The sequence below is a fragment of the Mesorhizobium sp. B2-5-11 genome (genome assembly GCF_006440835.1).
Lineage (GTDB): Bacteria > Pseudomonadota > Alphaproteobacteria > Rhizobiales > Rhizobiaceae > Mesorhizobium.
The window spans coordinates 514,478-539,434 of record NZ_VFUK01000002.1 but is presented as its reverse complement, the minus strand read 5'-3'; the positions used below and the strand labels follow the sequence as shown (position 1 = coordinate 539,434).

The 24,957-nt window shown below is 64.9% G+C and carries 27 protein-coding genes; 13 read left to right on the top strand and 14 right to left on the bottom strand.

Features of this window, described 5'->3' with window-relative positions; genetic code table 11:
- Positions 1-257: 257 nt before the first annotated feature.
- On the top strand, positions 258-761 hold the full coding sequence (locus FJ490_RS09925) for a hypothetical protein (protein WP_140728744.1): 504 nt from the start codon (positions 258-260) through the stop codon (positions 759-761).
- A 190-nt stretch (positions 762-951) separates the two neighbouring features.
- On the opposite strand, the gene FJ490_RS09920 is transcribed toward FJ490_RS09925, so the two are convergent.
- Both FJ490_RS09920 and FJ490_RS09915 read right to left on the bottom strand, forming a co-directional pair.
- Entirely contained in the window at positions 952-1,608 is a 657-nt protein-coding gene (locus FJ490_RS09920) for a response regulator transcription factor (protein ID WP_140491751.1), read from the bottom strand.
- Complete coding sequence (locus FJ490_RS09915; RefSeq protein ID WP_140649535.1) at positions 1,605-2,996, bottom strand: sensor histidine kinase; 1,392 nt, start codon at positions 2,994-2,996, stop codon at positions 1,605-1,607. Before FJ490_RS09915 ends, FJ490_RS09920 begins: the two co-directional genes overlap by 4 nt.
- A 159-nt stretch (positions 2,997-3,155) precedes the next feature.
- Between FJ490_RS09915 and FJ490_RS09910 the strand changes: the two genes are divergently transcribed.
- The 4 genes from FJ490_RS09910 (at position 3,156) to FJ490_RS09895 (ending at position 6,597) form a co-directional block, all read left to right on the top strand.
- Positions 3,156-3,494 (top strand): hypothetical protein, encoded by a 339-nt coding sequence (locus FJ490_RS09910; RefSeq protein WP_140493450.1) that lies wholly within the window; start codon positions 3,156-3,158, stop codon positions 3,492-3,494.
- 31 nt (positions 3,495-3,525) lie between these two features.
- Entirely contained in the window at positions 3,526-4,227 is a 702-nt protein-coding gene (locus FJ490_RS09905) for a phosphatase PAP2 family protein (protein ID WP_140563805.1), read from the top strand.
- 290 nt (positions 4,228-4,517) lie between these two features.
- Positions 4,518-4,796, top strand: a complete 279-nt coding sequence (locus tag FJ490_RS09900) for a helix-turn-helix transcriptional regulator (RefSeq protein ID WP_140491757.1) — start codon at positions 4,518-4,520, stop codon at positions 4,794-4,796.
- Between the two features lie 67 nt (positions 4,797-4,863).
- Complete coding sequence (locus FJ490_RS09895) at positions 4,864-6,597, top strand: SulP family inorganic anion transporter (RefSeq protein ID WP_140728743.1); 1,734 nt, start codon at positions 4,864-4,866, stop codon at positions 6,595-6,597.
- 40 nt (positions 6,598-6,637) lie between these two features.
- On the opposite strand, the gene FJ490_RS09890 is transcribed toward FJ490_RS09895, so the two are convergent.
- From FJ490_RS09890 to FJ490_RS09880, 3 genes are all read right to left on the bottom strand, one after another.
- Complete coding sequence (locus tag FJ490_RS09890; protein ID WP_140728803.1) at positions 6,638-7,237, bottom strand: DNA-3-methyladenine glycosylase; 600 nt, start codon at positions 7,235-7,237, stop codon at positions 6,638-6,640.
- A gap of 237 nt (positions 7,238-7,474) precedes the next feature.
- A complete protein-coding gene (locus FJ490_RS09885; protein ID WP_140491761.1) occupies positions 7,475-8,413 on the bottom strand; it encodes a CHAD domain-containing protein in 939 nt (312 codons plus the stop codon).
- Entirely contained in the window at positions 8,410-8,883 is a 474-nt protein-coding gene (locus FJ490_RS09880) for a CYTH domain-containing protein (RefSeq protein ID WP_140491763.1), read from the bottom strand. The genes FJ490_RS09885 and FJ490_RS09880 overlap by 4 nt, the downstream gene beginning before the upstream one ends.
- Before the next feature lie 92 nt (positions 8,884-8,975).
- On the opposite strand from FJ490_RS09880, the gene FJ490_RS09875 reads away from it, so the two are divergent.
- The 5 genes from FJ490_RS09875 (at position 8,976) to FJ490_RS09855 (ending at position 13,227) form a co-directional block, all read left to right on the top strand.
- The gene (locus tag FJ490_RS09875) at positions 8,976-9,665 is read left to right on the top strand and encodes a CerR family C-terminal domain-containing protein (RefSeq protein ID WP_140491765.1); all 690 of its coding nucleotides are present in this window, start codon (positions 8,976-8,978) and stop codon (positions 9,663-9,665) included.
- Entirely contained in the window at positions 9,662-10,615 is a 954-nt protein-coding gene (locus FJ490_RS09870; RefSeq protein ID WP_140728742.1) for an HlyD family efflux transporter periplasmic adaptor subunit, read from the top strand. Before FJ490_RS09875 ends, FJ490_RS09870 begins: the two co-directional genes overlap by 4 nt.
- On the top strand, positions 10,612-11,532 hold the full coding sequence (locus tag FJ490_RS09865; RefSeq protein ID WP_140625297.1) for an ABC transporter ATP-binding protein: 921 nt from the start codon (positions 10,612-10,614) through the stop codon (positions 11,530-11,532). Before FJ490_RS09870 ends, FJ490_RS09865 begins: the two co-directional genes overlap by 4 nt.
- Positions 11,529-12,665, top strand: a complete 1,137-nt coding sequence (locus FJ490_RS09860; RefSeq protein ID WP_140649526.1) for an ABC transporter permease — start codon at positions 11,529-11,531, stop codon at positions 12,663-12,665. Before FJ490_RS09865 ends, FJ490_RS09860 begins: the two co-directional genes overlap by 4 nt.
- Positions 12,666-12,921: 256 nt before the next feature.
- The gene (locus tag FJ490_RS09855) at positions 12,922-13,227 is read left to right on the top strand and encodes a DUF1236 domain-containing protein (RefSeq protein ID WP_140491773.1); all 306 of its coding nucleotides are present in this window, start codon (positions 12,922-12,924) and stop codon (positions 13,225-13,227) included.
- Between the two features lie 113 nt (positions 13,228-13,340).
- Here the strand turns inward: FJ490_RS09855 and FJ490_RS09850 are convergent, their stop codons facing one another.
- Together FJ490_RS09850 and FJ490_RS09845 are read right to left on the bottom strand one after the other, a co-directional pair.
- The gene (locus tag FJ490_RS09850) at positions 13,341-14,321 is read right to left on the bottom strand and encodes a threonine/serine dehydratase (RefSeq protein ID WP_140649524.1); all 981 of its coding nucleotides are present in this window, start codon (positions 14,319-14,321) and stop codon (positions 13,341-13,343) included.
- Positions 14,322-14,468: 147 nt separating this feature from the next.
- Positions 14,469-14,792 carry a hypothetical protein gene (locus FJ490_RS09845; protein ID WP_140491777.1) on the bottom strand — a complete coding sequence of 108 codons (324 nt, stop codon included), beginning with the start codon at positions 14,790-14,792 and terminating at the stop codon, positions 14,469-14,471.
- Positions 14,793-14,970: 178 nt separating this feature from the next.
- Here FJ490_RS09845 and mbfA point away from each other — a divergent pair, with 178 nt between their 5' ends.
- On the top strand, positions 14,971-15,954 hold the full coding sequence (gene mbfA, locus FJ490_RS09840; protein WP_140491779.1) for an iron exporter MbfA: 984 nt from the start codon (positions 14,971-14,973) through the stop codon (positions 15,952-15,954).
- A 44-nt stretch (positions 15,955-15,998) separates the two neighbouring features.
- Here mbfA and FJ490_RS09835 read toward each other — a convergent pair whose 3' ends face one another.
- The gene (locus FJ490_RS09835) at positions 15,999-16,343 is read right to left on the bottom strand and encodes an antibiotic biosynthesis monooxygenase (protein ID WP_140554710.1); all 345 of its coding nucleotides are present in this window, start codon (positions 16,341-16,343) and stop codon (positions 15,999-16,001) included.
- Positions 16,340-16,672, bottom strand: a complete 333-nt coding sequence (locus FJ490_RS09830; protein WP_140491782.1) for an NIPSNAP family protein — start codon at positions 16,670-16,672, stop codon at positions 16,340-16,342. Before FJ490_RS09830 ends, FJ490_RS09835 begins: the two co-directional genes overlap by 4 nt.
- Before the next feature lie 162 nt (positions 16,673-16,834).
- On the opposite strand from FJ490_RS09830, the gene FJ490_RS09825 reads away from it, so the two are divergent.
- Positions 16,835-17,509, top strand: coding sequence for a winged helix-turn-helix domain-containing protein (locus FJ490_RS09825; protein WP_140554711.1), 675 nt, complete (start codon positions 16,835-16,837; stop codon positions 17,507-17,509).
- A gap of 78 nt (positions 17,510-17,587) precedes the next feature.
- Here FJ490_RS09825 and ligD read toward each other — a convergent pair whose 3' ends face one another.
- The 3 genes from ligD to FJ490_RS09810 all read right to left on the bottom strand — a co-directional run bounded on the left by ligD (position 17,588) and on the right by FJ490_RS09810 (position 21,610).
- Entirely contained in the window at positions 17,588-20,101 is a 2,514-nt protein-coding gene (ligD, locus tag FJ490_RS09820) for a DNA ligase D (protein WP_140728741.1), read from the bottom strand.
- A 12-nt stretch (positions 20,102-20,113) separates the two neighbouring features.
- Positions 20,114-20,992, bottom strand: coding sequence for a Ku protein (locus FJ490_RS09815; protein ID WP_140649511.1), 879 nt, complete (start codon positions 20,990-20,992; stop codon positions 20,114-20,116).
- 111 nt (positions 20,993-21,103) lie between these two features.
- Positions 21,104-21,610 (bottom strand): ferritin-like domain-containing protein, encoded by a 507-nt coding sequence (locus tag FJ490_RS09810; protein WP_140491790.1) that lies wholly within the window; start codon positions 21,608-21,610, stop codon positions 21,104-21,106.
- Positions 21,611-22,009: 399 nt separating this feature from the next.
- Between FJ490_RS09810 and FJ490_RS09805 the strand changes: the two genes are divergently transcribed.
- The gene (locus tag FJ490_RS09805) at positions 22,010-22,150 is read left to right on the top strand and encodes a hypothetical protein (RefSeq protein ID WP_013892047.1); all 141 of its coding nucleotides are present in this window, start codon (positions 22,010-22,012) and stop codon (positions 22,148-22,150) included.
- Positions 22,151-22,448: 298 nt separating this feature from the next.
- Here FJ490_RS09805 and FJ490_RS09800 read toward each other — a convergent pair whose 3' ends face one another.
- Positions 22,449-22,832 carry a DUF1850 domain-containing protein gene (locus FJ490_RS09800; protein WP_140554713.1) on the bottom strand — a complete coding sequence of 128 codons (384 nt, stop codon included), beginning with the start codon at positions 22,830-22,832 and terminating at the stop codon, positions 22,449-22,451.
- Positions 22,829-24,949 carry a TRAP transporter permease gene (locus FJ490_RS09795; RefSeq protein WP_140728740.1) on the bottom strand — a complete coding sequence of 707 codons (2,121 nt, stop codon included), beginning with the start codon at positions 24,947-24,949 and terminating at the stop codon, positions 22,829-22,831. The genes FJ490_RS09800 and FJ490_RS09795 overlap by 4 nt, the downstream gene beginning before the upstream one ends.
- Positions 24,950-24,957: the final 8 nt, after the last annotated feature.

Here is a 24,957-nt window from a genome sequence, read left to right as displayed (position 1 = left end):
GCGTGTCACGCGTTTCGACCCCTTATAGACGATCGGTCACACTTTCGTGACATTCGTGCACCCGCCAGCTTGACCGCGAACCTCGCGCCACATCCGGTTTGAAACTCGGACCAAGGTCCTAAACCGATCGGGGCGAAGGTCCGGATTGCCGCGGCATCGGTCGTGGGCCACTTACACGAACACGCCATGTCGCCGATGGTCGCGTACCTGCACGAGATGGCCTCTGAATTTTGCCGGTCCGATCAAGTGAGGGACTGATGCGCAGCTCGATCATGGCTCATTGTTGCTGGCTGGCCCTGAGAGCAGTGCCGGCACTGGCGCTGACCATAGCCCCCTATCACCTCGATTTTCACGGTTCCGCCGCAGGCATTGTCGCGTCCAGCGCCCAAGCCAAGCCTGGCGGGAACAGCGGCAATGGCGGTAACGGCAATGGCGGCAATGGCGGCAATGGCGGCAATGGAAATAACGGCGGCGGCAACAATGGCAATGCCGGAGGCAACAATGGCAACGCTGGCGGCAACGGGAACAATGGCGGCGGCAACAGTGGCAAGGGGAAGGGTGCCAACAGCTCCGGCAAGCATGTGAACGCAACAACCGGCGATCGTGTCGAAATAGACGACAACAAGATCGTGGTGCAGCACCCTAACGGCTTCGGGGAAGAGATCGAGAAGGGTCGCTTCAAAATGACCGACGCTCTGGGCCGCACGATCGTCGAGCGCCCTGCGACGGCGGCGGATATAAGCCGCCTCAAGGGGTTGTAGAGCGGGCAATAGGCATCGCCCGCTTTACGTGTCACCTCCGCCGCCCCCCGGCGGAGGTGACCTTGTCGCTCCGGCCCCGTATAGGGGCCGTCTTTTTTGCCCTGGAGCGTTCCGCTGCTGCACCGCGCTTCAGGTTTTCATTTATGCGTGTCGTTATCCCAAACCGGGGATCCCTTGCGGCCGACCAGGATTAGCTGCCGGCCCGATCCCGCGCTTCGCGCATCAGCAGCGCCGCCTCGGTGCGATTGCGGACGTTGAGCTTGGACAGCACACCGGTCATGTGATGCTTGACCGTTTTTTCCTGCAGTGCCAGCCGCAGCGCCACTTCCTTGTTGCTCAGCCCTTCCGCCACCAGCTGCAGGATCTCGGCCTCGCGTCCGGTGAGCTGACGCAGGCGATCCGTCCTGCCGTTGGCCGGCTGCAGCGATTGCAGGTCCGAAAGCAGGCGAGCCGACAGGGTCGGCGACACATAGGTCTCGCCGGCCGCGACACCATGGAGGATTTCGGCCAGCATGCGCGAGCCGACCCCCTTCAGCACATAGCCGCGCACACCGGCATTCAGCGCCCGCGCCACGTCGGCATTGGCCTCCGAGACCGTCAGCATGACGATCTTCTGTCCGGGATTGGCACCCAGTATGCCGGCCACCGACGCAAGGCCGTCACCCGGCATGCTGATGTCGAGCAGCAGTATGTCGGGCTGCAAAGTCGAGGCGATGCGTTCGGCATCCTGCGCCGTGGCGCCCTGGGCCACCATTTCGAAGCCGCCGATCTCCGACAGGCTGCGGGTAACGCCTTCGCGAAACAGAGGGTGGTCGTCGACAATGGCGACACGGATGGTACCGATCATGGTTGATCCTCGACGGCTAGCGTAATCATCAATCGTGTTCCCTGCGGCCCGGTCGTGGTCTCGAACTGGCCACCAATGCTTTCGATACGCTCCCTGATGCCGGCGAGCCCCAGGCCTTCGGCCCGCCTCGGGTCGAATCCGGGCCCGCCATCCGACACTTCAACGAAGAACTTGCCGCCTGTCATCCCGGCCTTCACCTCCTGATCCTTGCCCTGCCCATGACGATAGGCGTTGTTCAGCCCCTCCTGGACGAAGCGATAGATGCTGATCTTCTCCGAAGCGCCCAGTTCGGGCAACTGCCTGGATAGGGTCAGCGCCACGGAACTGCGGGTCCTGCGTTGATGCTCGTCGACGGCAAGACGCAGAATGTCGCCGGTCGCGGCCGTTTCTATCTGCGGCAGGACGAGGCCGTTGCAGATGCCGCGGATTTCACGCATCGCGTCGTCCAGCGCCATGCGGATCATGGCGATCTCGGCGTTGCGGCTGTCGCTGGAGGCACCCTCGCCGGAAATGGCGGGGCTATCCACACGCAGCGCCGCCAGCGCGACGAGCTGAGCCGGCCCGTCATGAAGGTCGGCGCCGATGCGACGCAAGTATCGTTCATTGAGCGCCGTGGCACGGCGCGACGCCTGCTGGACGCGCAGGCGCAGCGCCCGGTTTTGCGAAACCAGCGCCTGCAGCTCGGAGACCTGGCCCTGCAGAACGCCGCGCTGCTTGTCGATGGTGCGGCTGCCACGTATGACGATCCCCGACAACAGCAGCAGCGCCGCCAGCGTGGCGCCGGCCACGATCAGCCAGCTCGACAGCAAGGCGGAAGCCAGAGCTGCCTGGAAATCGTCGGCGATCTCGTAGAATTCGGTGACGGCGACCACCTCGCCCGACCAGGGTTCGCGGACTGGATTGTAGATTTCCAGCAGCGGCACGCCCGCGGCCCTCTCCTCCTTGTCGTCCTCGTCGCCTAGCTCGTTGAACTCGGCGACGACATTCCCGGCGAAGGCGGCACGCAGGTTGGCGCTCGGGCCGAACTGCCGGCCGATCAAGGCCGTGTCCTTCGAATACAGCACTGTGCCGTCCCGACGCCACAGCTTGAAGGAAAACAGCCGTTTGCCGAGCGCGCCTTGGCCGAGGGTCTCGTCAAGCGCCCGTTTGACGGCGTCATCGAGCTGATGGTTCGTGCGCAGATCGGGGAGCAGCGGAGCGATCACGCTGTCGACATAAAGGGCAGTCGTGGCCGCTGAATTGTGGAGCACGCTTTCGCGGATTTGCGCGGTGACCCAGAAGCCGACCACCAGCATCACCGCAAGCAGCCCGAAGCCGCCGGCAATGATGAACTGCAGCGCCAGCGTAAGCCCGTTCCAGCGCCGCGACAAGGTTTCGAGAAATCGCACGCCACGCTCCTCGCCCCCACCCGCAGGGGCAGGGTAGTGGCCGCGACTTTGGCGCTTCGGTCCTGCCGACACAAGAGCCTGGTCCCACGGCAGCTGCTTGACGTCCCGACGCGCTTGCGAAACAAGGCACGGACGACCGGCATCAATATCGAGGGCAGGGTGAGTTTTTCGGGGTTACTTCAGCTCGGTCTTTCGACCGTGATCTTTCTGCTGGCGGCGGCGGCCGCCAAGCAATGGGGGATGGCGCCCAGCCTGGGCAAGATCGTGCTGACGCTTGCGCTCTATTCGCTGGGCAACCTGATCATGCTGCGGCTGATTCGCGAGTTCGGCATGTCGGTGTCGTTCAGCCTGTCGGCGGTCATCCAGCTGGTATCGGTCAATCTGGTGGCGCTGATATTCTTCGGCGAGCGCATCAATACGCTGCAGGCGGCCGGCATCGTGCTGGCGATTGCCGCCGTGGCGCTGATCACGCTCGGGCCCTATGTGCAAGGGCGATGACCGGCAAACCATGGTTGCGAAACGAGGTCCGATGAGAACTGCGGCAAAGGCTCTGCTGAGCCGGGTCGAATTCCCGGTGCTGCTGGCCGGCCTTGTCGTCGCCGCCGGCCTGTGGGGCTTCGTGGAGTTGATGGAGGTGGCACGGGCCACCACGCCGCACGCCTTCGACGCTGAAATCATGCTTGCCTTCCGCCAGGCCGGCCAACCCGGTATCCCGATCGGCCCGCCATGGATGGAAGGGGCGATGCGCGACATCACCAGCCTCGGCAGCACCAGCGTGCTGGTGCTGATCACGGCGGCGACGATCATCTATCTGCTGTTGATCCGCAGGCCCGGGACCGCGCTTCTCATCTTCGTCGCCGTGGCGGGCGGCCAGATGCTGTCGAGCCTGCTGAAGCTCGGCGTCGACCGGCCGCGGCCCGAGCTCGTCTCGCATCTGGTCAACGAGACCTCGCTTTCCTTCCCGAGCGGCCACGCGATGCTTTCGGCGGTGACCTATCTCACATTGGGCTCGCTTGCGGCGCGCTTCCTGCAGGGCCGGACGACGAAGATCTATGTTCTGGCGCTCGCCGTGCTGACGACGGTGCTGGTCGGCATCAGCCGCATCTATCTCGGCGTCCACTGGCCGTCGGACGTGCTGGCCGGCTGGTGCGCGGGCTTTGCCTGGGCCATGCTGTGCTGGTTGGCGGCAAGGGTCCTGCAACGGCGCAGGGTGGTGCGTGACGACGTCTGACGACGCTCGACCGGGAAGCGGTCAGATCAGCCGGTTGATCAAGTGTCCGCAGCCCGTTAGCAGAAGGACCACCGATACCAGGCATGCCGATGTCGTCAATGTCTTGAAAATGGTCAACCACGTTATCCCCTGCCCCAGATGGAACACCATAGCTCTCAATGCTCGGGAAGTATCCGAAAAATGCTCGATAGCGATGATGATCAAGGCTCAAGCGTACATCCTGATGCTTGAAACATCATAATGATCGTATTATACATCATATCCGCAGACTCAGACGGGGATCCCGGCCGATGATCACTGCCGCGCAGATGCGCGCCGCGAGGGCGCTGGCCGGCATCGATCAGAAGACGCTCGCCGAGCGCGCCGGCGTTTCGCTTCCCACCATCCAGCGCATGGAAGCGAGCGACGGCGTGGTCAGGGGTGTGGTCGATACGCTGATGAAGGTCATCCAGGCCCTCGACGAGGCCGGGGTGGAGCTGATCGGCGAGAATCAACCCAGTGAGCGCGGCGGCCGGGGCGTGCGCCTCAAGCCTGCCGTGCCGCCCAATCCGAAAGCTGAGCCGGCATAAGTCGCGACGGCGACCGCCGACAGTCCTGCCGACGATCCCGCCGCCTTTCAGGTGCGGAAGGAAGTCCATGGACGAGATCGGGCAGACGCTCAACGAAACCGCGCGCAAACCGACCCATGGGCCGGCAAAGCCGACTTTTTCCGAACTGTTCACACCGAAACTGGTGACGGTCTGGCGCGAAGGCTACAGGCTCGAACATCTCAGGGCCGATGCCATTGCCGGGCTAACCGTCGCCATCGTCGCCTTGCCGCTGTCGATGGCAATCGCCATCGCATCAGGGGTGACGCCGGAGCGCGGGCTCTACACATCGATCATCGGCGGCTTCATCATCTCGGCGTTCGGCGGCAGCCGTTTCCAGATCGGCGGCCCCGCGGGCGCCTTCATCGTGCTGGTGGCGGCGACGGTCGCGCGGGTCGGCGTGGACGGGCTGTTGCTGGCGACGATGATGGCCGGCATCTTCCTCATCGCCATCGGCTATCTGCGGCTCGGCACCTACATAAAGTTCATTCCCTATCCGGTGACGGTCGGCTTTACCGCCGGTATCGCCGTCATCATCTTCTCGGGCCAGATCGTCGAACTGTTCGGGCTGAAGCTCGCCGGCAAGGAGCCAGGCCCGCTGGTGCCGAAGCTGACGGCGATCGGCGAGGCGGCCGGCACGATCAATCTCGCGGCGACCTTCGTGGCGGTGCTGACAATCGCAACCATCGCTTTCCTGAAGCGCTGGCGGCCGAAATGGCCGGCGATGTTGATCGCCATCGGTCTGGCGTCGCTCGCGGTGGCGCTGTTTGCGCTGCCGGCCGAGACGATCGGCACGCGCTTTGGCGGGATCCCGCGCAGCCTGCAATGGCCGGCGCTTCCCCCCGTCAGCCTCGACAGGATGATCGACGTGCTGCCGGACGCCATCGCCTTCGCGTTGCTGGGCGCCATCGAATCCTTGCTGTCGGCCGTCGTCGCCGACGGCATGACCGGCCGCCGGCACCGTTCCAACTGCGAACTGGTGGCGCAAGGCTTCGCCAACATCGCCTCGGCCCTGTTCGGCGGCATCTGCACCACCGGCACCATTGCCCGTACCGCCACCAATGTGCGGGCCGGCGCGCACGGGCCGGTTTCGGGCATGATCCACTCCATGATCCTGCTCGTCCTGATGCTGGCGGCAGCGCCGCTCGCCAGCTACATCCCGCTCTCCGCCCTCGCCGGCGTGCTGGCGGTGGTGTGCTGGAACATGTTCGAGAAGCAGGCTTTCGCCACGCTGCTGCGCGCCTCGCGCGGCGATGCGCTGGTGCTGATGGCCACCTTCCTGATCGTGGTCTTCCGCGACTTGACCGAAGGCATCGTTGTCGGATTCGCGCTGGGCTCGATCCTGTTCATCGACCGCATGGCGAAATCCATCGCCGTCGAGGCCGACCAGACGCTGGTGCCTGAGGACGTCGCCGACCGCGAGAGCGTCTATGATTCCAGGGACGCGACCGACGCCGACACCGTCGTCTACCGCATCTCCGGCGCATTCTTCTTCGGCGCCGCTTCGACCGTCGGCGCGGTGCTCGACCGCATCGCCGACCAGCGCAAGAACTTCATCCTCGACTGCTCGGCGGTGCCGTTCTTCGATTCGACCGCGGCCAATGTCATCGAGGGTGCGGCGCACAAGGCCAGGCGCGCCGGCGTGCGCTTTGTCATATCTGGCGCTTCGCCGCAGACAAGACGCACGCTGATCAACCACGGCCTCAAGCGCCCGCTGGTGACCTACGCCGCCTCGATCCGGGCAGCGCAGGCGCAGTTGAAGGGAAAAAGGGCAGCGCAGTAGCTTGCATTCTTCTTCCTTTCAACGCGCCGGGAAGCACCTCTCATGGGTTGAGCGATCGTGAACCGCTGACAAACGGACTTCCCCGGACGTAAAATCGCAGCAGGCGGTCGACATCCTTCGAAATGCCGATCCGAACGCTCTGCCCGATTTCGCCGGGGTCGCGGCCATCGCTTGCAAGCCATAGAGGGCCTTCCCGGCAAAGATCGAGCCCGTCGAGCGAACGGTCGATCCGCAACGCCATGGCGAGCCTTCCCGGTCCTCGCGCCAGGTCACGCAGGCGCTCGATGCCGCGATTGAGCTGCATGATCGGAATGCCGTCGAGCGGCTCCAGTGCCCTGATCAGGACGCCGGTTCCGATGCCGGGCATCTCGCTCGAGACATTCAGCATGTATGAGATGCCGTAGGCGAGATAGACATAGGCATGCCCGCGCTCGAGGAACAGCGAGCGATTGCGCGGGGTCATTCCCCTGAAGCCGTGCCCGGCAGCATCGCCGGCGACATACGCCTCGGTCTCGACGATGCGGCCGCTGGCAATGCCTTCGGGCAATTCCCGGACCACGATCTTGCCGATGAGATAGCGCGCGAGAGCGGCCGTATCGTGCGGCAGTTCCGAACGAGCGAGCGGGCGGCGGACGACCATCCTCATGGCGGCTGGTTTTAGATCCGCCCGGCCCATGTGGCAAAGGCTCTCGTGCGGCCGGCTCCGAAAATCTTCTCAATCCAGCTTCAGCGCCGCGACTTCGCCCTCGTTCATCAGCGGGATATAGAGGATCGACTTGCCGTCGGTACCGATGCCGGTGCGCGAATGAAGGGCCAGCCCCTCCCGGCGAGCCATACACGGCCAATGCCAGCATGACCGGCGATGAATGCCGTTGCGTCACCTCGCCGCCAATTCCTCCGCGGGCGGAGCGCCGGCAAGATCGTCGCGCGCCTTGCGGGCCAGCTTCTTCGTCGAGCGCCTGGGACTGTCGCCGAACAGTTCGGCCGCCTCGGCAAGGCAGGACTTCCTCAGGCTCTTTTCGGAATGCTTCAGGAGTTTGCGAAGGAGTTTCGTATCCCCGGGCGGCCCAAGCGGCTCGCCGCCGGCCTCCAGCATCGCGCGCATGACGAAGACGTCGTGCAGTTCGCCGAGTTGCTCTGCGAGCTTGTCGACCGCCTTGCGACGAGCCTTGATTGGCGTCGGCCACAGGCGGCCGAGCAGCGACAGATGCATGCTGTGGGTCTTGGCCGCCTTGCGCAGGTCGTGGAAATCCTCGGCCCCGCCGCTCGAGGCCGCCTTGTCCAGTGCTTTGCGCGCGCGCCGCAATGTGGCGCGGGCGCCCTCCGCCAGAATGTCGGCGGCCTGCTCCGGCTGGTCCGGCAAGGACAGCCTGTCGACGCGTTCGAGGCCCTCCTGGCAGGCGGCGATGGCAGCTTTTATGGCCGCATCGAGACCGGCGCCGGCATGAAGCGCGTGCTGGCGCATCACCAGGCGATCGCGGGCGGGGCCAAGGCCGTCACCGGCGCTTTGCCCCGGAAAGGCGCCGGCCAGGCGGTCGATCGTCTCGATCAAGGCGGTCGCCTCGCGCGGTCCGGCGAGCAATGCCGAGACCTGCCTGTAGCACTCGTTCTCCGTGCGGCAGAATGTTTCGTTTCCGGAACGAACGAGGTGTAACAAGGCGCGTACGCTCTTCAGTCGTTTGCGGGATTTGTGCAGTCCCTGTTCCGGCCTGTCATGCGCCGTGTCGAGATGAGCAAGCGCCTTGCCGATTTCCTCGGCCAGGATACGCCTGACCTCGCCGGTCAGCGGCAGGCGCGGATCGATGCGAAAGCTCATGCGGCGATCTCCGGAATCCCCCCGAGGGCGAGCGACGCGTTGTAGAATTTCTGTTCGCCAGTCACTTCGCGGCCGAGCCAGTCTGGCAGCATTTCATCCGGAACATCGTCCGGCGTTTCGAGTTCGGCCATCACAAGCCCCGCCAGCGCGCCGCCGAAGACATCGACTTCGTAGAGATAGCCGCCATGCCTAACATGATGACGTGTCTTCTCGATGACACGCCCGATGGCGAAGCCGAGCATCTCCACGGCGTCGGCCAGCGGAATGGGATATTCGAATTCGTCGCGCTCGCGCGCCGTGCTGCCGAATTTGAGCGTCAACCTGGCCGAGGCGCCGTTGCTGATGCGCACGCGCACCGTGCGTCCTGGCGCGGCGGCGAGATAGAACTGGAGGATGCGGATGTCCGCCTCGACCAGATCCCGCCATGCCGTGCCGGAGACCAGGAACTTGCGCTCGACTTCCTTGCCCATGGCCGCGCACTAAAGCCCGCGCGGGCCGGCATGGCAAGCCATGTCCGAACTCGGATTTGACTTTAATCAATCGATTGATTAAAGTATGCCACATGATCAAGCCGCCCGAAGCCCGAACTCCTCGCCGTGAGCCGCCCGCTGCGGAGATGACGCGTGAAGCGCTGGTCCGCGCGGCGCTCAAGCTGTTCGGACGACAAGGCTTCGACGGCACCTCCACGCGCGAGATCGCGGCGGAGGCCAAGGCCAATATCGGTTCCATCGCCTATCACTTCGGCAGCAAGGAGGGGCTGCGCCTCGCCGCCGCCGACCATATCGTGGACACCATACAATCGGTCGCCGGCCAGGCACTCGGCGAGACGCGGGCGCCGGCAATCGCGAACCCCGAGACGGCGCGGGCACAGCTGTTCGCGGCGCTGGAGCGGATGGTGGCATTCGTCGTGGCCCAGCCGCAAGCCGGTGAGATCGTGCAGTTCGTGCTGCGCGAGCTCTCGCATCCGACCGCGGCGCTCGACCGCATCTATGACGGCGTGTTCGAGCCGACGCATCGGCGCCTGTGCCTGCTCTGGGAACAGGCGACCGGCGAGGCGGCCGAGAGCGAGGCGACCCGGCTCACCGTGTTCACGCTGATCGGACAGGTCATCTATTTCCGCATCGGCCGCGAGGCGGTCATGCGCCGCATGGGCTGGCGCGAGATCGGCGCCGCCGAGGCCGCCAAGGTGGCGGCCGTCACATCGGACAACCTCAGCGCCATACTGGCCGCCCGGAAGGGATCGAGACGATGAGCTTTCTTTGTTCGCTGCCGCTTGCCGCTCAACTCTTCGGCGCCTGCGCACCGGCTTCTCCGCTGGCCGTCGGCTATGTCGAAGGCGACTATGTGCTGCTGGCGCCGATCGAGGTGGCGCAGGTCGAGACCGTCGCGGTCAAGCGCGGCGATCGCGTCACATCGGGCACCACGATCGTGACGCTGGAAAACGCCGACGCGAAAATCGCGGTCGCACAGGCCACGGCAAGTCTCGCCCAGGCGCGGGCGCAGCTTGCCGATCTGCAGGTAGGCAAGCGGCCGGAAGAAATCGCCGCCCTCAAGGCCCAGGTCGACATGGCCAAGGCGCAGGCTGACGATGCCAGACGCAAATACGACCGCGCTGCCGACCTCTTCAAGCGCGGCACCGGCACGCAGGCCGACTACGACACCGCCTCGGCCACGCTGGAGACGGCCAACGCGCAGGTCGGACAGGCGCAGGCCAATCTCGCCGCGGGCGGCCTGCCGGCGCGTCCCGAGACGATCAAGGCCGCCGAAAGTCAGGTCAAGCAGGCACAGGCCGCGCTCGACCAAGCGGCGTGGCGGCTATCCAAGCGCACCCTGGCGGCCCCTTCTCCGGGCCGCGTCAGCGACGTCATTCGCAATCCGGGCGACACGGCAGGTCCGACCGCGCCCGTCATCTCCGTGCTGCCCGACGGCGCGGTGAAGCTCAGCGTCTATATACCGGAAGCCGCCTTCTCCTCGGTCAAGGTCGGCACTTTGCTCCGCGTCCATTGCGACGGCTGCGGCCCGGATGTGAAGGCGCGCGTCAGCTATGTCTCGCCCGATCCGGAATTCACCCCGCCGGTGATCTATTCGCTGGAGAACCGGCAGAAGCTGGTCTACCTCGTCGAGGCGCGGCCGGAGGGCAGCGCCGGCGCCTTGCAGCCGGGCCAGATCGTCGACGTCGAGCTGGCGGTTTCAGGGAAATGAACGTCATCGACGTGCACGGACTGGTCAAGCGCTTCGGCGACAAGACCGTCGTCGACAATGTCACGATGACGGTGGCGGAAGGCGAGATCGTCGGCTTCCTCGGCCCCAACGGCTCGGGCAAGACCACCACCATCCGCATCATGTGCGGCCTGCTGACCCCGGACGAGGGCGAAGGCACGGTGCTGGGTTTCGACATCCTCACCGACAGCCTGCGCATCAAGCGCGAGGTCGGCTACATGACGCAGAAATTCTCGTTCTACGAGGATCTGACGATCGGCGAGAACCTCGAATTCGTGGCGCGGCTCTACCGGTTGAAGCCGGTCGAGGAGCATGTCGCCAGGACCTTGGAGGAACTCGGTCTGACGACACGCCGCAACCAGCTCGCCGGGACGCTGTCGGGCGGCTGGAAGCAGCGGCTGGCGCTAGCCGCTTGCATCATGCACAAGCCCAAGCTGCTTCTGCTCGACGAGCCGACGGCCGGCGTCGACCCCAAGGCGCGGCGCGAGTTCTGGGACGAGATCCACCGGCTGGCGAGCGGCGGGCTGACCGTGCTGGTCTCCACCCACTACATGGACGAGGCCGAGCGCTGCCATCGCATCAGCTATATCTCCTACGGCAAGATGCTGGCGACGGGCACCGTCGCCGAGGTGGTCAGGAATGCCGGCCTGACCACTTTCGTCCTGCAGGGCCCGCGCCTCGACCAGGTGGCGCAAGCGCTCGAAGGCCGGCCGGGCGTCGACCAGGTGGCGCCGTTCGGCGCGACGCTGCATGTCGTGGGAGCCGACAGGAAGAAGCTGGAGACGGCGCTGGCCGATGTCGAGAAGGAACACAAGGGCGTGACGGTTGCGCCGGGCGAAACCAGCCTCGAGGACGTCTTCATTCAGTTCATGTCCGGCTCGAAGGACAACATGGCATGAACGCGGTCTTCTCCTTAGCCCGGCTCGGCGCGCTGCTGATCAAGGAGTTCATCCAGATGCGCCGCGACCGCATCACCTTCGCCATGATGCTGGGCGTGCCGCTGATCCAGCTGGTGCTGTTCGGCTACGCCATCAACAACGACCCGAAGAGCCTGCCGGCGGCACTCGTGGCGACGAGCAGCGATCCCTATACGCGCGCCATGGTCTCGGCGCTGCAGACCACCGGCTACTACCGTTTCGACCATGTGGCGCAAAGTGCCGAGGAGGCCGAATTCCTGATGGCGCGCGGCGACGTCGCCTTCGTCGTCACCATTCCGGCCGATTTCGCGCGGCGGGTGGAGCGCGGCGACAATCCGCAGATCCTGATCGAGGCCGACGCCACCGACCCGGCGGTTGCCAGCGGCGCCATCTCGACGCTCAGCACCGTCGCCGGCCAGGCGCTGCTCAGAGCGCAAGGCATGCAGGAGGCCGCCGCCGAGGCCGCCCGGGGCCAGCTCGATGTGGTCGTGCACCGGCGCTACAATCCGGAGGGCATCTCGCAATACAACATCGTCCCCGGCCTGCTCGGCGTCATCCTGCAGATGACGATGGTGATGATGACCTCGATCGCGCTGACGCGCGAGACAGAGCGCGGCACGATGGAGAACCTGCTCGCCATGCCGTCGAGCCCGCTCGAGATCATGCTGGGCAAGGTGCTGCCCTATCTGGCGGTCGGCGCGGTTCAGGTCGTGGTGGTGCTGGCGGCGTCGAAGCTTCTGTTCGCCATCCCCTTTACGGGGTCGATGACGCTGCTCTTGTCGGCGGTGCTGGTGTTCGTGCTGTCCCTGGTGCTGCTCGGCTACACGATCTCGACCGTCGCGCGCACGCAGATGCAGGCCTTGCAGCTCACCTTCTTCTTCTTCCTGCCGTCGATCATGCTTTCGGGTTTCATGTTTCCCTATCGCGGCATGCCGGGCTGGGCACAGATCTTTGGCGAGATCTTTCCACTCACGCATTTCCTGCGCATTACCCGTGCCGTCATGCTGAAGGGCGCGCAGCTGCCGGCGGTGGCCGTGGAGATCGGCTGGCTGGTGGTGTTCGTGGCGCTGTTTGCCGGCGTCGCCCTTGTCCGCTTCCGCCGCACGCTGGACTGAAAACAGCCGCTGGGGCGGTCCAGGGTTCCATCGAACCTGGACCCTCCCGTTGGAACCATGCTTCTGCCCCGGCGTTGTCGATCAGCCTCGCCGCTGCCACTTGCGGGCCAAGACGGCCCCCTCCGTGCAAGCGAAGCCTTTGGCATCTCGAGTCCGGCCGGATCATCTGGCGGGAGGCGGAATGCCATCAAAACAACGAGATAGAGCCGAGACTTGCAACTGTATTGCGCTCTATCGACCAGCAATGGAGGCAATGATGAGACTGTATCTTTCCGCCACCGCGGCCGGGCTTCTGCTTGCGGCCGGAATCGGTGCCGCCGCCGCTCAGGACGTGATCATCGAGCCGCAGCAGGAGACCGTCATCCGCGAATATGTGCACAAGAAGCCGATCGCCTCGGTCGACCTGCTGGGCGTCCAACTGGCCATCGGCTCGACCTTGCCGGACACTGTGGAGCTGCATGCGATCGATGTTCCTGATGTGCAGTACCGCTATGTCGTCGTCAACGGTCAGACCGTCCTCGTCGATCCCGGAACCCGTCGCATCGTGAAAGTCATCGACTGACGGCACCGTCATCAGCTGACGGGCACTGGGCAATTCCAGGAAAAGTGCGCAGCGGTTTCCATCCGGAATTGCGAAACAACAAAGGCTGCCCGCCCTGCCACGCGGGGCGGGCGTCAGGCGGCAGCAGCCATGATCTTGGCATAGGCGTCGAAATCGACATTGCCGCCAGAGAGCACCACGGCCACGCATTTGCCTGCCAAGTCGATCCTGCCCGACGAGAGCGCCGCCAGCCCGACGCAGCCGCCGGGCTCCACGACCAGCTTGAGATGGGCCATGGCGTCGCGCATGGCCTGCTTCGTCGCCTCCTCCGAGACGGCAATGCCGCCGGCCAGCGTCCTGCGATTGATCTCGAAGGTGAGCGCGCCCGGCTCGGCGACGAGAAGCGCGTCGCAGATTGAGGTGTGGCCGGGCTCGTTCGCTACCCTGGCGCCCTTGGCCAGCGACCGGCTGGTGTCGTCGAAAAATTCCGGCTCTGCCGCCCAGACGGCGGTGGCGGGCGAACCGTCCTTGACCGCGATCGAAATCCCGCTGCTCAGCCCGCCGCCGCCACAGGGAACGATGACGGCGTCGAGGCTCACGCCAAGCGCCTTGGCCTGACGCAGCAATTCGAGGCCGATCGTGCCCTGGCCCGCGATGATGGCGGGATCGTCATAGGGCGGCACCAGGACCATGCCCTTCTCCACGTAAGGCCGAACCACGGCCACGCGGTCTTCGCGGACGCGATCGAAGGCGACCACTTCGGCGCCCATCTTGCGGACATTGCCGATCTTCATGGCCGGTGCGTCCGACGGCATGGCGATGACCGCCCTGACGCCGAACATGGCGGCGGAAGCGGCAACGCCTTGCGCATGATTGCCCGAGGAAAAAGCGACCACGCCGCGGCCGCGCTCCTCGGCCGAGAGCGAGGACAGCTTGTTGTAGGCGCCGCGGAACTTGAACGAGCCGGTACGCTGCAGCGTTTCCGGCTTGAACAGGATGCGGCCGCCGAAGCGGCTGTTGAGCTCGGGCGATTCGATCAGCGGCGTCTCGACGATAAGGCCGGAGAGCCGGGCGGCGGCGGCGTGGATATCGGCGATGCCGGGAGGCGTGGTCATGGCGGGTCCTGTAAGATGTGGTCCGGCCATGGTGCACGCAAAGGGCCGCGCGAGGCCAACAAAAAAATGTAACCGTCACAAGGTTTGGGATCACGACGGCCGGCAGTGCTGGCAGTCACCTGCCTGCCGGTCCGTCCAGTTCAACCCTCACCCCAACAACGTCCGCTGCCGCTTGTTGCCGCCGGCCTTGCGCCAGGCATTGAAGCGATGGGTGGCGGCGGCAAAGGAAATCTTCATCTGCTGGGAGACCGAATAGCGCGACTTGCCTTCGTCGAACATGCGGTAGCAGCACTCGACGCCTTCCTCGGTCAGCTTGCCGTCGAGGGTCTTGTTGTGCGGGTTGGCGGGATCGAACTTCTCGATCTGCTGCTCGACCAGACCTTTCAGGCGCTGCAGATCGGCCTCGATGCTGGCTATGAGGTCGAGGACGGGTTTCGGGTCGAAGTGATGGGCGTGCGGCTTTGCAGTCATCGGCGGCTTCCTCGGTTGTTGGCTTGGAGTTCCGTCATATAAGTGAACATTTGCCGATAATGAAGGGCCGGCGCCGAATGGCTGCTTCAACAAATCTTGACTGCCGCCCAGGCGCACGATTGACCGATGCGGCAGCAAACCTTAGTTTAGAACAATTCTAAACTAGGGTGATTTCCTCATGCTTTCCCGTGTTTTCGGCTTCGGCCGCCGCTCCTTCGATTCGCTCTCCGAACAGGAGATCCTGGCGCTTGCCATCTCGTCGGAAGAAGACGACGGTCGCATCTACCGCGCCTATGCGGATGGGCTGGCGGAGGATTTTCCGCAATCGGCCAAGATGTTCGAGGACATGGCCGAGGAGGAGGACGGTCATCGCGACGCGCTGATCGAGCTTTTCCGCAGGCGTTTTGGCGAGCGCATTCCGCTGATCCGGCGCGAGCATGTGAAGGGCTATTACGAGCGCAAGCCCGACTGGCTGGTCAAGCCGCTCGGCATCGAGCAGGTACGCCGCCAGGCCGAGGCGATGGAGCGGCAGGCCTACCTGTTCTATGTCGAGGCGGCCAGGCGCACCACCGATGCCTCGACCAGAAAGCTGCTCGACGAACTGGCGGCGGCGGAACAGAGCCATGAGAGCATGGCGCAGCGGCTGGAGCAGCAGCACGTGCCGGGCACCGTGAAGGTCGAGGAGGCGACGGCCGAGCAGCGCCAGTTCATCCTCACCTATGTGCAGCCGGGACTGGCCGGACTGATGGACGGTTCGGTATCGACGCTGGCGCCGATCTTCGCCGCCGCTTTTGCCACGCACGACACCTGGCAGACGCTTCTCGTCGGCCTCGCCGCCTCGATCGGCGCCGGCATCTCGATGGGCTTCACCGAGGTCGCCTCCGACGACGGCAAGCTGTCGGGCCGCGGTTCGCCGGTCAAGCGCGGCCTGACCGTGGGCATCATGACGACGCTCGGCGGCCTCGGCCATGCACTGCCCTACCTCATCCCGCATTTCTGGACGGCGACAGCGGTTGCCGCCGTGGTGGTGTTCTTCGAACTCTGGGCCATCGCCTTCGTCCAGAACCGCTACATGCAGACACCCTTCCTGCGCGCGGCCTTCCAGGTGGTGCTCGGCGGCGCGCTGGTGTTCGCGGCGGGCGTGCTGATCGGGAACGCATAGGGTTCTTCCTTCTCCCCCTTTTGGGAGAAGGAAGGACCTGCCGATTACCCGTTCACCGCCCGGCTATCCACCGGCGCCTGTTGCCTTTCACTCAAGCCATAATCGCGCACGACGTGCGCGATGCGCAGGCGGTAGCCGGCAAAGATGCCGCCGCGCCCGGCCTGCTGGGCCTGCCGGTGTTCTTGCGTGTTGCGCCAGGCCTTCACCGCTTCCTCGTCGCGCCAGAACGATAGTGACAGGATGCGGTCCGGATTGGCGAGGCTCTGGAAGCGCTCGACCGAGATGAAGCCATCGATGCTTTCAAGCAGCGGCCGCAACTGCGCGGCGATGTCCAGATAGGCATCGCGCCTGCCCGCAGCCGGCTCGACCTCGAAGATGACGGCGATCACGGCAGCACCAGCTTCGCGTGCGGGCCGGACGCCAGTTTCAGGAACATGCGGTCCTCCTTGAGGATGAATTTTTCACGGCGGGCGAATTCGTAGTTTGCCTTGCCGGCCGGGTCGGCGGCAAGCCGGGCCCTATAGGCTTCATAGGCAGCCAGGCTTTCTATGTTGTAGGCGGCATAGGCGGTCGTGGCCGAGCCTTCATGCGGCGCGTAGTAGCCGATCAGGTCGGCGCCGCAGCGCGGAATGGCCTGGCCCCAGTTGCGGGCATATTCCTCGAACGCGGCCTTGCCGAACGGATCGATCTCGTAGCGGATGAAGCAGGTGATGGTCATTTCGGTCTCCCTGAATTTGACGCACAGATAATTCGATCTCTGTCGAAACGTCGCCTACGCCGGTGTGCTAAGCAGTTTCCTGTCAGGAGCATCGTCAGCGCTCCTTGAGCTCAGCGAAGGATAGTGATTATCTGGCGAGAATGCTTCGATAGGGATGAAACTATGCGCGAAGGACCCGACATTGCCCGCATCGCCAGCCTGATCGGCGACCCGGCCCGCGCCAACATGCTCAACGCACTGATGGGCGGCACGGCGCTGACGGCAAGCGAACTGGCGCTTGAGGCCGGCGTCTCGATGCCGACCGCCTCCTCGCATCTGTCGAAACTGATGGAAGGCGGGCTGCTGACCGTGGCAAGCCAGGGCCGGCATCGCTATTACGGGCTCGCCGGGCCGCAGGTGGCTGAAATGATCGAAGCCATCGCCGGCGTCGCCGAAACCATCGGCCCCAGGCGCGTGCGGCCGGGCCCGCGCGACGGGGCGATGCGCGTGGCGCGCGTCTGCTACGATCATCTTGCCGGCGAGCAGGCGGTGGCGATGCTCGACCGCCTCATCGACCGGAGACTGCTGCTGCGAGACCACGGCGAAATCCGCTTGGCGCCTTCGGCCGCCTCGCATTTCGCGGCGCTAGGGATCGATGTGGAGGCGAAGGCCCGGCGGCCGGTGTGCCGCGCCTGCCTCGACTGGAGCGTACGGCGCTCGCATCTCGCCGGCACGCTGGGCGCCGCCATCCTCGACAAGATCCTCACCGAGAAATGGGCGCGCCGGGAGAAGGACAGCCGCGCCGTGATTTTTTCGCCGCCCGGCAAACAGGCGTTCGAGAAGGTGTTTTTGGCTTGAGCTATCGGCGCTGTTGCCAGCATCGATTCGTCGGCGGGACAGGCGCGAAGGATCGCCGCGCTGCAAATGCGGGCAGGATTACCCCCGCTTCAACACCTTCCCCTTCTTGAAGAAATCCTTCCACGGATCGGCTTCCGCGAGTTGCTTCAGCGTCGTCTTGTCGCCGATGGGGAATGCGTTCGGCGGCAGGCCGGCCTCGATCTCGGCCCAGGTCACCGGCATCGACACCGTGGCACCCTTCTTGGCCCGCGACGAGTAGGGCGCCACCGTGGTCGCGCCGCTGCCATTGCGCAGATAGTCGACGAATATCTTGCCGGTGCGCGCCTTCTTGGACAGCGTCGCTGTGTAGCGGTCGGGCGCGCCCTGTTCCAGCGCGCGCGCGAAATCATGGGCGAAGCCTTTCACCTCCTCCCAGTTGGCCGACGGCTTCAGCGGCACGACGACATGAAAGCCCTTGCCACCCGACGTCTTGACGAAATTGGGCAGCGACAGCTCGTCAAGCTTGCCCCTTATGTCGAGTGCCGCCGCCCGCACCGCCTTCACGTCGACGCCTTCATCGGGGTCGAGATCGAAGACGATCTGGTCAGGTCGTTCGAGCTCGTCGATGGTGCAACCCCAGATGTGGATCTCGACCACGCCGAGCTGGACAAGTGCCGCGACGCCGTCGAAGTCACGGATAAACAGGATTTCCTCGCCATCCGTGGGATCCCTCGTTTTCTCGATCTTGTCATGCATGCCTGGCGAGGCATGCTTCTGGAAGAAGCGCTGGCCGCCGACCCCGTCGGGGGCCCTGACCAGGCTGAGCGGGCGGTTGACCACGAATTGTTTCATGCGCGGCCACACCAGCGCGTAATGATCGAGCAGCCCCTGCTTGGATATCTTTTCGTCGGGCCACAGCAGCTTTTCTGGGTGGGACAGCTTCACCGTGGTGGTTGCCGCCCTTGCCGGCGTTGCGCCGCTTGACGCCGGCTTGGCCCGGGCCGTGCTTTTGCCTGTCGGTGCCTTCGGCTTTTCCTGCACGACTTCCTCCGCCGGCTTGTCCTCGCGCAGCCCCTGGAACGAGGCGTGGCGTACTATACGGTCGGAGGTCCAACTGCGGAACTCCACTTCGCCGACAAGCTCCGGCTTCACCCAGACCAGGCCCTTGCCCCTCGGCACGGCCTTGTCGAAGGGCGACGACTTCGTTTGCAGCGCATCGAGCTTCTTCTTCAGGGCATTGGCGCCGCCGGTCGAGAAGCCGGTGCCGACGCGGCCGGCATAGTGCAGCTTGCCGGCCTCGAAATAGCCAAGCAGCAGCGAACGCAGCCCGCGCCCGGTCTTGTCGGACGGCAGGTAGCCGGCGATGACGAACTCCTGTCGCAGCGTGCATTTCGACTTCACCCAGGACGGCCCGCGCCCGCTGCGGTAGACCGCGTCGGCGCGCTTGGAGACGACGCCCTCCAGTCCCATGCGGCAGGCATGCTCGAGCATGACCTTGCCGGGCTCGGCGAAATGGTCGCTGAATTGGACCGCCGAATCCTCCGGCTGGCCGGCCAGCAATTCCTGCAAGGCCTGCTTGCGCTCGACCAGCGGCTCGCGGCGCAGGTCCCGCCCATTCAGCCGCATCAGGTCGAAGACGTAGTAGATGAAGCGATCCGTGCGCTTCGCCGACAGGTCGGCCTGCAAAAGCGCGAAGGAAGAGACGCCGCTGTCGGCCAGCACGACGATCTCGCCGTCGATGATGGCGTCGCTGCATTTCAATCCGGCGAGCTCGGCGACGATCGCGTCGCCGAATTTCTTCGTCCAGTCGAGGCCGGTGCGGGTGAGCAGCCGCACGTCCGTGCCGGCGATCTGCGTCTGCATGCGATAGCCGTCGAACTTCACCTCATGCAGCCAGTCCTCGCCCGACGGCGCTTCCCGCTCGAGCGTGGCCAGTTGCGGCTCGATGAAGTCGAGGCGCTTTGCGTGTCCGGCCTTGGCTTGGGCGGCGGCCGGTTTGTTGGAGTGCCAGACCTTCGCCTTCTCCCCTTTCGCGGCCTTGCCCGCCCCGACCTCCTCGATCGTCAGGCCCGACTTCACCGATTTCGGCGCTTCCTCCAGAATATCCTCGCCTGGCCGGGCCGCGCCATCGTCCGACTTGATCAGCAGCCAGTTGTCGCGCTTCTCTCCGGGGCGCGGTCTCAGCCGCACCAGGTGCCAGCGGCCGTGCAGCTTGTGGCCGTTGAGCTCGAAGTTGATATGGCCCTTCTTCATCGCCTTGGCCGGATCGCCCTCGGGCACCCATGTGCCCTCGTCCCAGACGATGACCGAGCCGGCGCCATATTCGCCCTTGGGAATGGTGCCCTCGAACGGCGCATAGTCGATCGGATGGTCCTCGACATGCACGGCGAGCCGTTTCTCGTGCGGATCGAGGCTGGGCCCGCGCGTCACCGCCCAACTCCACAGCACACCGGCATGTTCGAGGCGCAGGTCGTAATGCAGCCTGGTCGCGGCGTGCTTGTGGATGACGAAGATGCCGCCGGCCTCGCTCTTCTTGCCGCGGGCGACCTTGCCGGAGGGTTCGGCGGTTTTCCTGAAATCGCGCTTGGCATGATATTGTTCGAGGCTGGCCATCGCTACGTGTCCTCACGCCGATTTGCGCTTGGGCGCGGCTTCTTTAGGCTTGCCGCGTTTGGCCGCCGGCTTGGCTTTCGCCGAGGCCTTGCCGCGACGTTCGCCCGATCCGCCATCCGACGAAAGGCTCTTCTTCAGCGCATCGAAAAGATTGACGACATTGGACGGCTTGGGCGCCGCCTTGGCCTTCGGCGCCTTGCGGCCCGCCTTCTTGGCGCGGATCAATTCGAGCAGCGCATCCTCGTATTTGTCCTCGAATTTCGAGGGATCGAACTTCGCTTTCTTCTTGTCGATGATGAGCTCGGCCAGATCGGTCATCTCCTGATCCGTCTTTACCGATTCGATGTCGCCGAAGACGGTGTCCGGCTGGCGCACCGTGTTGTCGTAGCGCAACGTCGTCAGCACCATGCCCTTGCCGAGCGGTTCGATGAGCACGGGACGTTCGCGCCGATAGAGCACGATGCGCGCCAGGCCCGCCATCTTCTTGCCGGCCATCGCGTCGCGGATGACGGCGAAAGCGTCCTGCGAGACCTTGTCGGCCGGCGCGACGTAATAGGGCGTATCGAGATAGATCTGCTCGATGGAGGATTTGTCGACGAAGCCGTCGAGGCTCATCGTGTGCGAGGACTCGATCTGGATGGCCTCGATCTCGTCCTCTTCGATGTGGATGAACTTGCCATCGTCGTCCTCGTAGCCCTTTATCTCGTCGCCATCCTCAAGCGGCTTGCCGGTTTCGGCGTCGACATAGATCCGCTTCACCGTGTTGCCGGTCTCGCGGTTGAGGATGCGAAAAGAGACCTTCTCGGCATGGGTGACGACATTGGTCAGTTCGATGGCGCAGGTGACCAGCGAAAGCTTCAGATAGCCTCTCCAGGCGGGACGCGGCGCCATGATGATTTCCTGTAGAGAAAGACCTGGCTGGAACGGACGACGACCCCAACGGTTCCAATCCGGTCGAGCCAAGGCCGGCGCGATTGCCACCGGCCCCGGCTCTTTCAGCCCCTATTCGGCGGCCTGCAGGTTGATCTTGCTTTCCGCTATTTCGGTCAGCTTGCGATCCGTCGCCTGCTCTTCCTTGAGGTTCTTGGCCAGCACGTTGGCGCAGTCGCTGCGGCCAAGCTGCTTGGCCCAGGCGATCAAGGTGCCATAGCGGGTCATCTCATAGTGCTCGACCGCTTGCGCCGAGGCGATCAGCGCCGCGTCCAGCACCTCCTTGTCGTCGACGTCGCCGCTGACGTCGTCGGCTTCCTCGAGGATGCCGTCTATGGCCGGGCAGTTGACTTCCTTGGCCTTGACGCCGTGCAGTTCGAACACCTGCTCGACGCGCTCGACATGGCCCCTGGTCTGCTCGAGATGTTTCTCGAAGCCGGCCTTCAGCTGCGGATCCGTCGCCTTGTCGATCATCTTCGGCAATGCCTTCTCGATCTGCTTTTCGGCATAATAGATGTCGCGCAGCGTGTGCACGAAGAGGTCGTCCAGGGTTTTGATGTCCTTCGAAAAGAAGCCCATGATTGCGGCCCTTCCTTTGCTCTTGCGGTTGCGGGTTAGCGTGGGGCCGCAGGTCGGCGGCCCCATGGGCCGGCCATGCCGGCTCGAAGAATCAACGTCTCGTCCCAGGCCGGGTTCCGGACTTGCGGCGGCGAGCAAGGAAAATTCTCCCGCCAGGGCGAAAGCTGAAACGCAACCGCACCCAGGCGACATCCAAACGAAACATATGTGATGCAAAAGTCACACACGCCGAAATGGCGACAAAGGCGTGGAAAGACCCCGAATCAGCCGCATTCCGGCCATGAAGCGACGGGTTTTCGACCAGAAATTAACATCGCGTTCACCGACTATTCACGCCTCGACGCTATGATTTCCGCAATTCGGAAGGGACACCCGAAAGTCGGGACAGGGACAGGTAAAATGAACTTCCTCACGCACCTCATCGGCTATGCCGCAGCCATCCGCGAATTCGTCGCGCCGACCTATCGGCCCGAGCGCTACTACATGCGCGGGCCGGGCCCGGCCTGCGCTCGTCGCGGCACCTCGCTGGGCGCGCACTGACCATGACTTTCGAGAGCCGACACAACAGCCGCATCTGCAGGCCTGACGTCGAGTCGCGCGCCACCACCTATCGCGCCGAGCGCCCGACCTTCGCCGATCGGCGGCGTGCGACATCGCCGCGGCTTTGAGACCGCCTTCGCCGGCTTAATGTCTCAGGACACGAGCCGCCGAGGCCCGCGTAAGCGACCTTCTCCAGTCCAGTCGGGTCCAGTCCAAGCCGTCCTTCTGAATACCCTTCGATGCAACCCAGCCGCTGACCGTCTTCGACGGCGTCGGCTCCAGCCGGGATGATCGTGCGCTACCGCGGCCGGCTCGTGCCGTCCGGAGCACACGGCTCCAGCACAATCGTGCCGCCGGCCACCTTGCCGAGTTCTCGGCAACCCTGATCTGTGCACAGTGTCCAACCATCACCGGTCGCGCCGGAGGCGGCGAGCATAAGGCTTCGCTGCGGCCCGGCCTTCGGCGCATAGGCCCACCAGCCGTCTCGCAGCACCGCGCCCTCGGGTGGTTCCATGCCGGCGCCCGAGCCCTTTATGCGCGCCTCGGTGACTTGCAGGCCGGAAGGCATCACCTTCCAGTGCTCCTCCCAGCGCGTGCGCTCCACCGAGTGCGTCCAGGACAGGGTGAAGGCGGCGGCCGCGAGCGTCGCCGTCTTGCCGGCGGCAAGGATACACAGGCTCATGCTTGGGCCGCCGCCCGCCGCGCGCGCCAGAAGTGCCAGCCGATCCAGGCAAACGACAATGCCCAGCCCGTCTCGTCGGTGAGCGGGATCGCCGCGACCAGCAGCACGCCGGCACAGAAGGCGACGAGCCGTTCCCACCACGCCATGCGCCTGGCAAGGAAGCCGACGGCGGCGGCGCCCCACAGCACGATGCCCATGCACGCCTTGACGACGATGTAGGCGACCTCGACGGGGTAGCCGAACTGGGCGGCGATCGGGCCTGGATCCTGCAGCATGAGCGCCGGCGTGTAGACCGCCATGAACGGCACGACGAAACCGGCAATGGCAAGCTTGGTCGCCTGGATGCCGATCTTGAGGCCGCTTTCCCTGGCCATCGGGGCGGCCGCGAAGGCGGCCAGCGCCACCGGCGGCGTAAGATCGGCCATGATGCCGAAGTAGAAGACGAACATATGGCTGACCACCAGCGGCACGCCGAGCGACAGCAGCGCCGGGCCGGCCAGCGAGGAGGTGATAATGTAGTTGGGAATGGTCGGGATGCCCATGCCGAGCACCAGGCAGGTGAGCATGGTCAGCACCAGAGACAGGAACAGATTGTCCTGGCCGATGGAGATGATCCAGCCGATGAAGGTGGAGGCGATGCCGGTGAGCGTCAGCGTGCCGATGACGATGCCGACGATGGCGCAGGCGATGCCGACCGGCAGCGCGTTCTTGGCCCCTTCGGCGAGTGAATCCACGCAGATCCGCAGCGTTTCGCGCCCGCCCTTGAAGGCGAAGCAGGCGACGACGAGCGCGGCGATGACGAGGCCGAGTATGTTGACGCCGAAGCGCATGAACGAGGCGGCGGCGAGCCCGAGCGCCAGCCAGAAGACGACGCGGAAGGCGAGCGGTCCGATCAGGGCCGCCAGCGGCGTGCCGAGGATGAGCACGATGGTCAGCGCCAGGCCCATCGTGCCGGCGAAGATCGGTGTGTAGCCGGCAAACAGGAGATAGATGAGGGCCGCCAGCGGCAGCACCAGCGGCCAGTGCTGGCGCACGGCATCCCAGGGATTGGGCAGTTCGGCCTTGGCCATGCCGTGCAGGCCGGCCTTGCCGGCTTCCAGATGCACCTGCCAGAAACAGGCGCCGAAATAGAGCAGCGCCGGGATGATCGCCGCCTTGACCACTTCGGCATAGGGGATGTTCAGCGTCTCGGCCATGATGAAGGCGACCGCGCCCATCACCGGCGGCATGATCTGGCCGCCCATCGAGGAGGTCGCCTCGACGGCGCCGGCGAAGGCCGAGCGGAAGCCGAAGCGCTTCATCAGCGGGATGGTGAACTGGCCGCTGGCCACGACATTGGCAACGCCGGAGCCGGAGATGGTGCCCATCAGCGCCGAGGACAAAACGCAGACCTGCGCCGGGCCGCCGCGCCACGAGCCGACCAGGCCGAGCGCGAAATCGTTGAACAGCGCGATCATGCCGGCGCGTTCGAGGAAGGCGGCGAAGACGACGAAGATGAAGATATAGGCGGCCGAGACATAGACCGGCGTGCCGTATATGCCTTCGGTGCCGTAGGCGAAAGTGTCGACGAGCTGGGCGAAATCGTAGCCGCGATGGATGAAGGGCGGCGGCAGATGGTTGCCGACGAAACAATAGGCGAGAAAGATGAAAGCGATGATCGCCAGCGGCAGTCCCATCAGCCGCCGGGCCGCCTCGAAGACCAGCACCACCAGCACCGCGCCGACGACAAGATCCGGCGTGGTGAGGAAACCGGAGCGGCGGATGAGGTCGGTGTAGAACACCCAATTGTAGAGACCGGTGCCGAAGCCGAGCACGCTGAACGCCCAGAACACGGCCTTGGCCGGCAGGCTTCGGGCGCGCAGGTTGGCGATCAGGCCAAAGCCGAGCAGCAGCAGGAAGCCGACATGCATGGCCCGCACCACCTGGCTCGGGATGCTGCCATAGGCGGCGACGTAGATCTGGAACACGGAAAAGGCAACGGCGATGAGGAAGGCAGCCTTGCCGGCGATGCCGTCGCCAAAGCCCGGCGGCAAGCCTTCGACCTGCTCTTCGGCGACGGGGAGATGGAAGGTGGAGGATTTGCCGTCGGCTGTCGTTCCATGCGTTGTTTCGCTCATCCGATGCA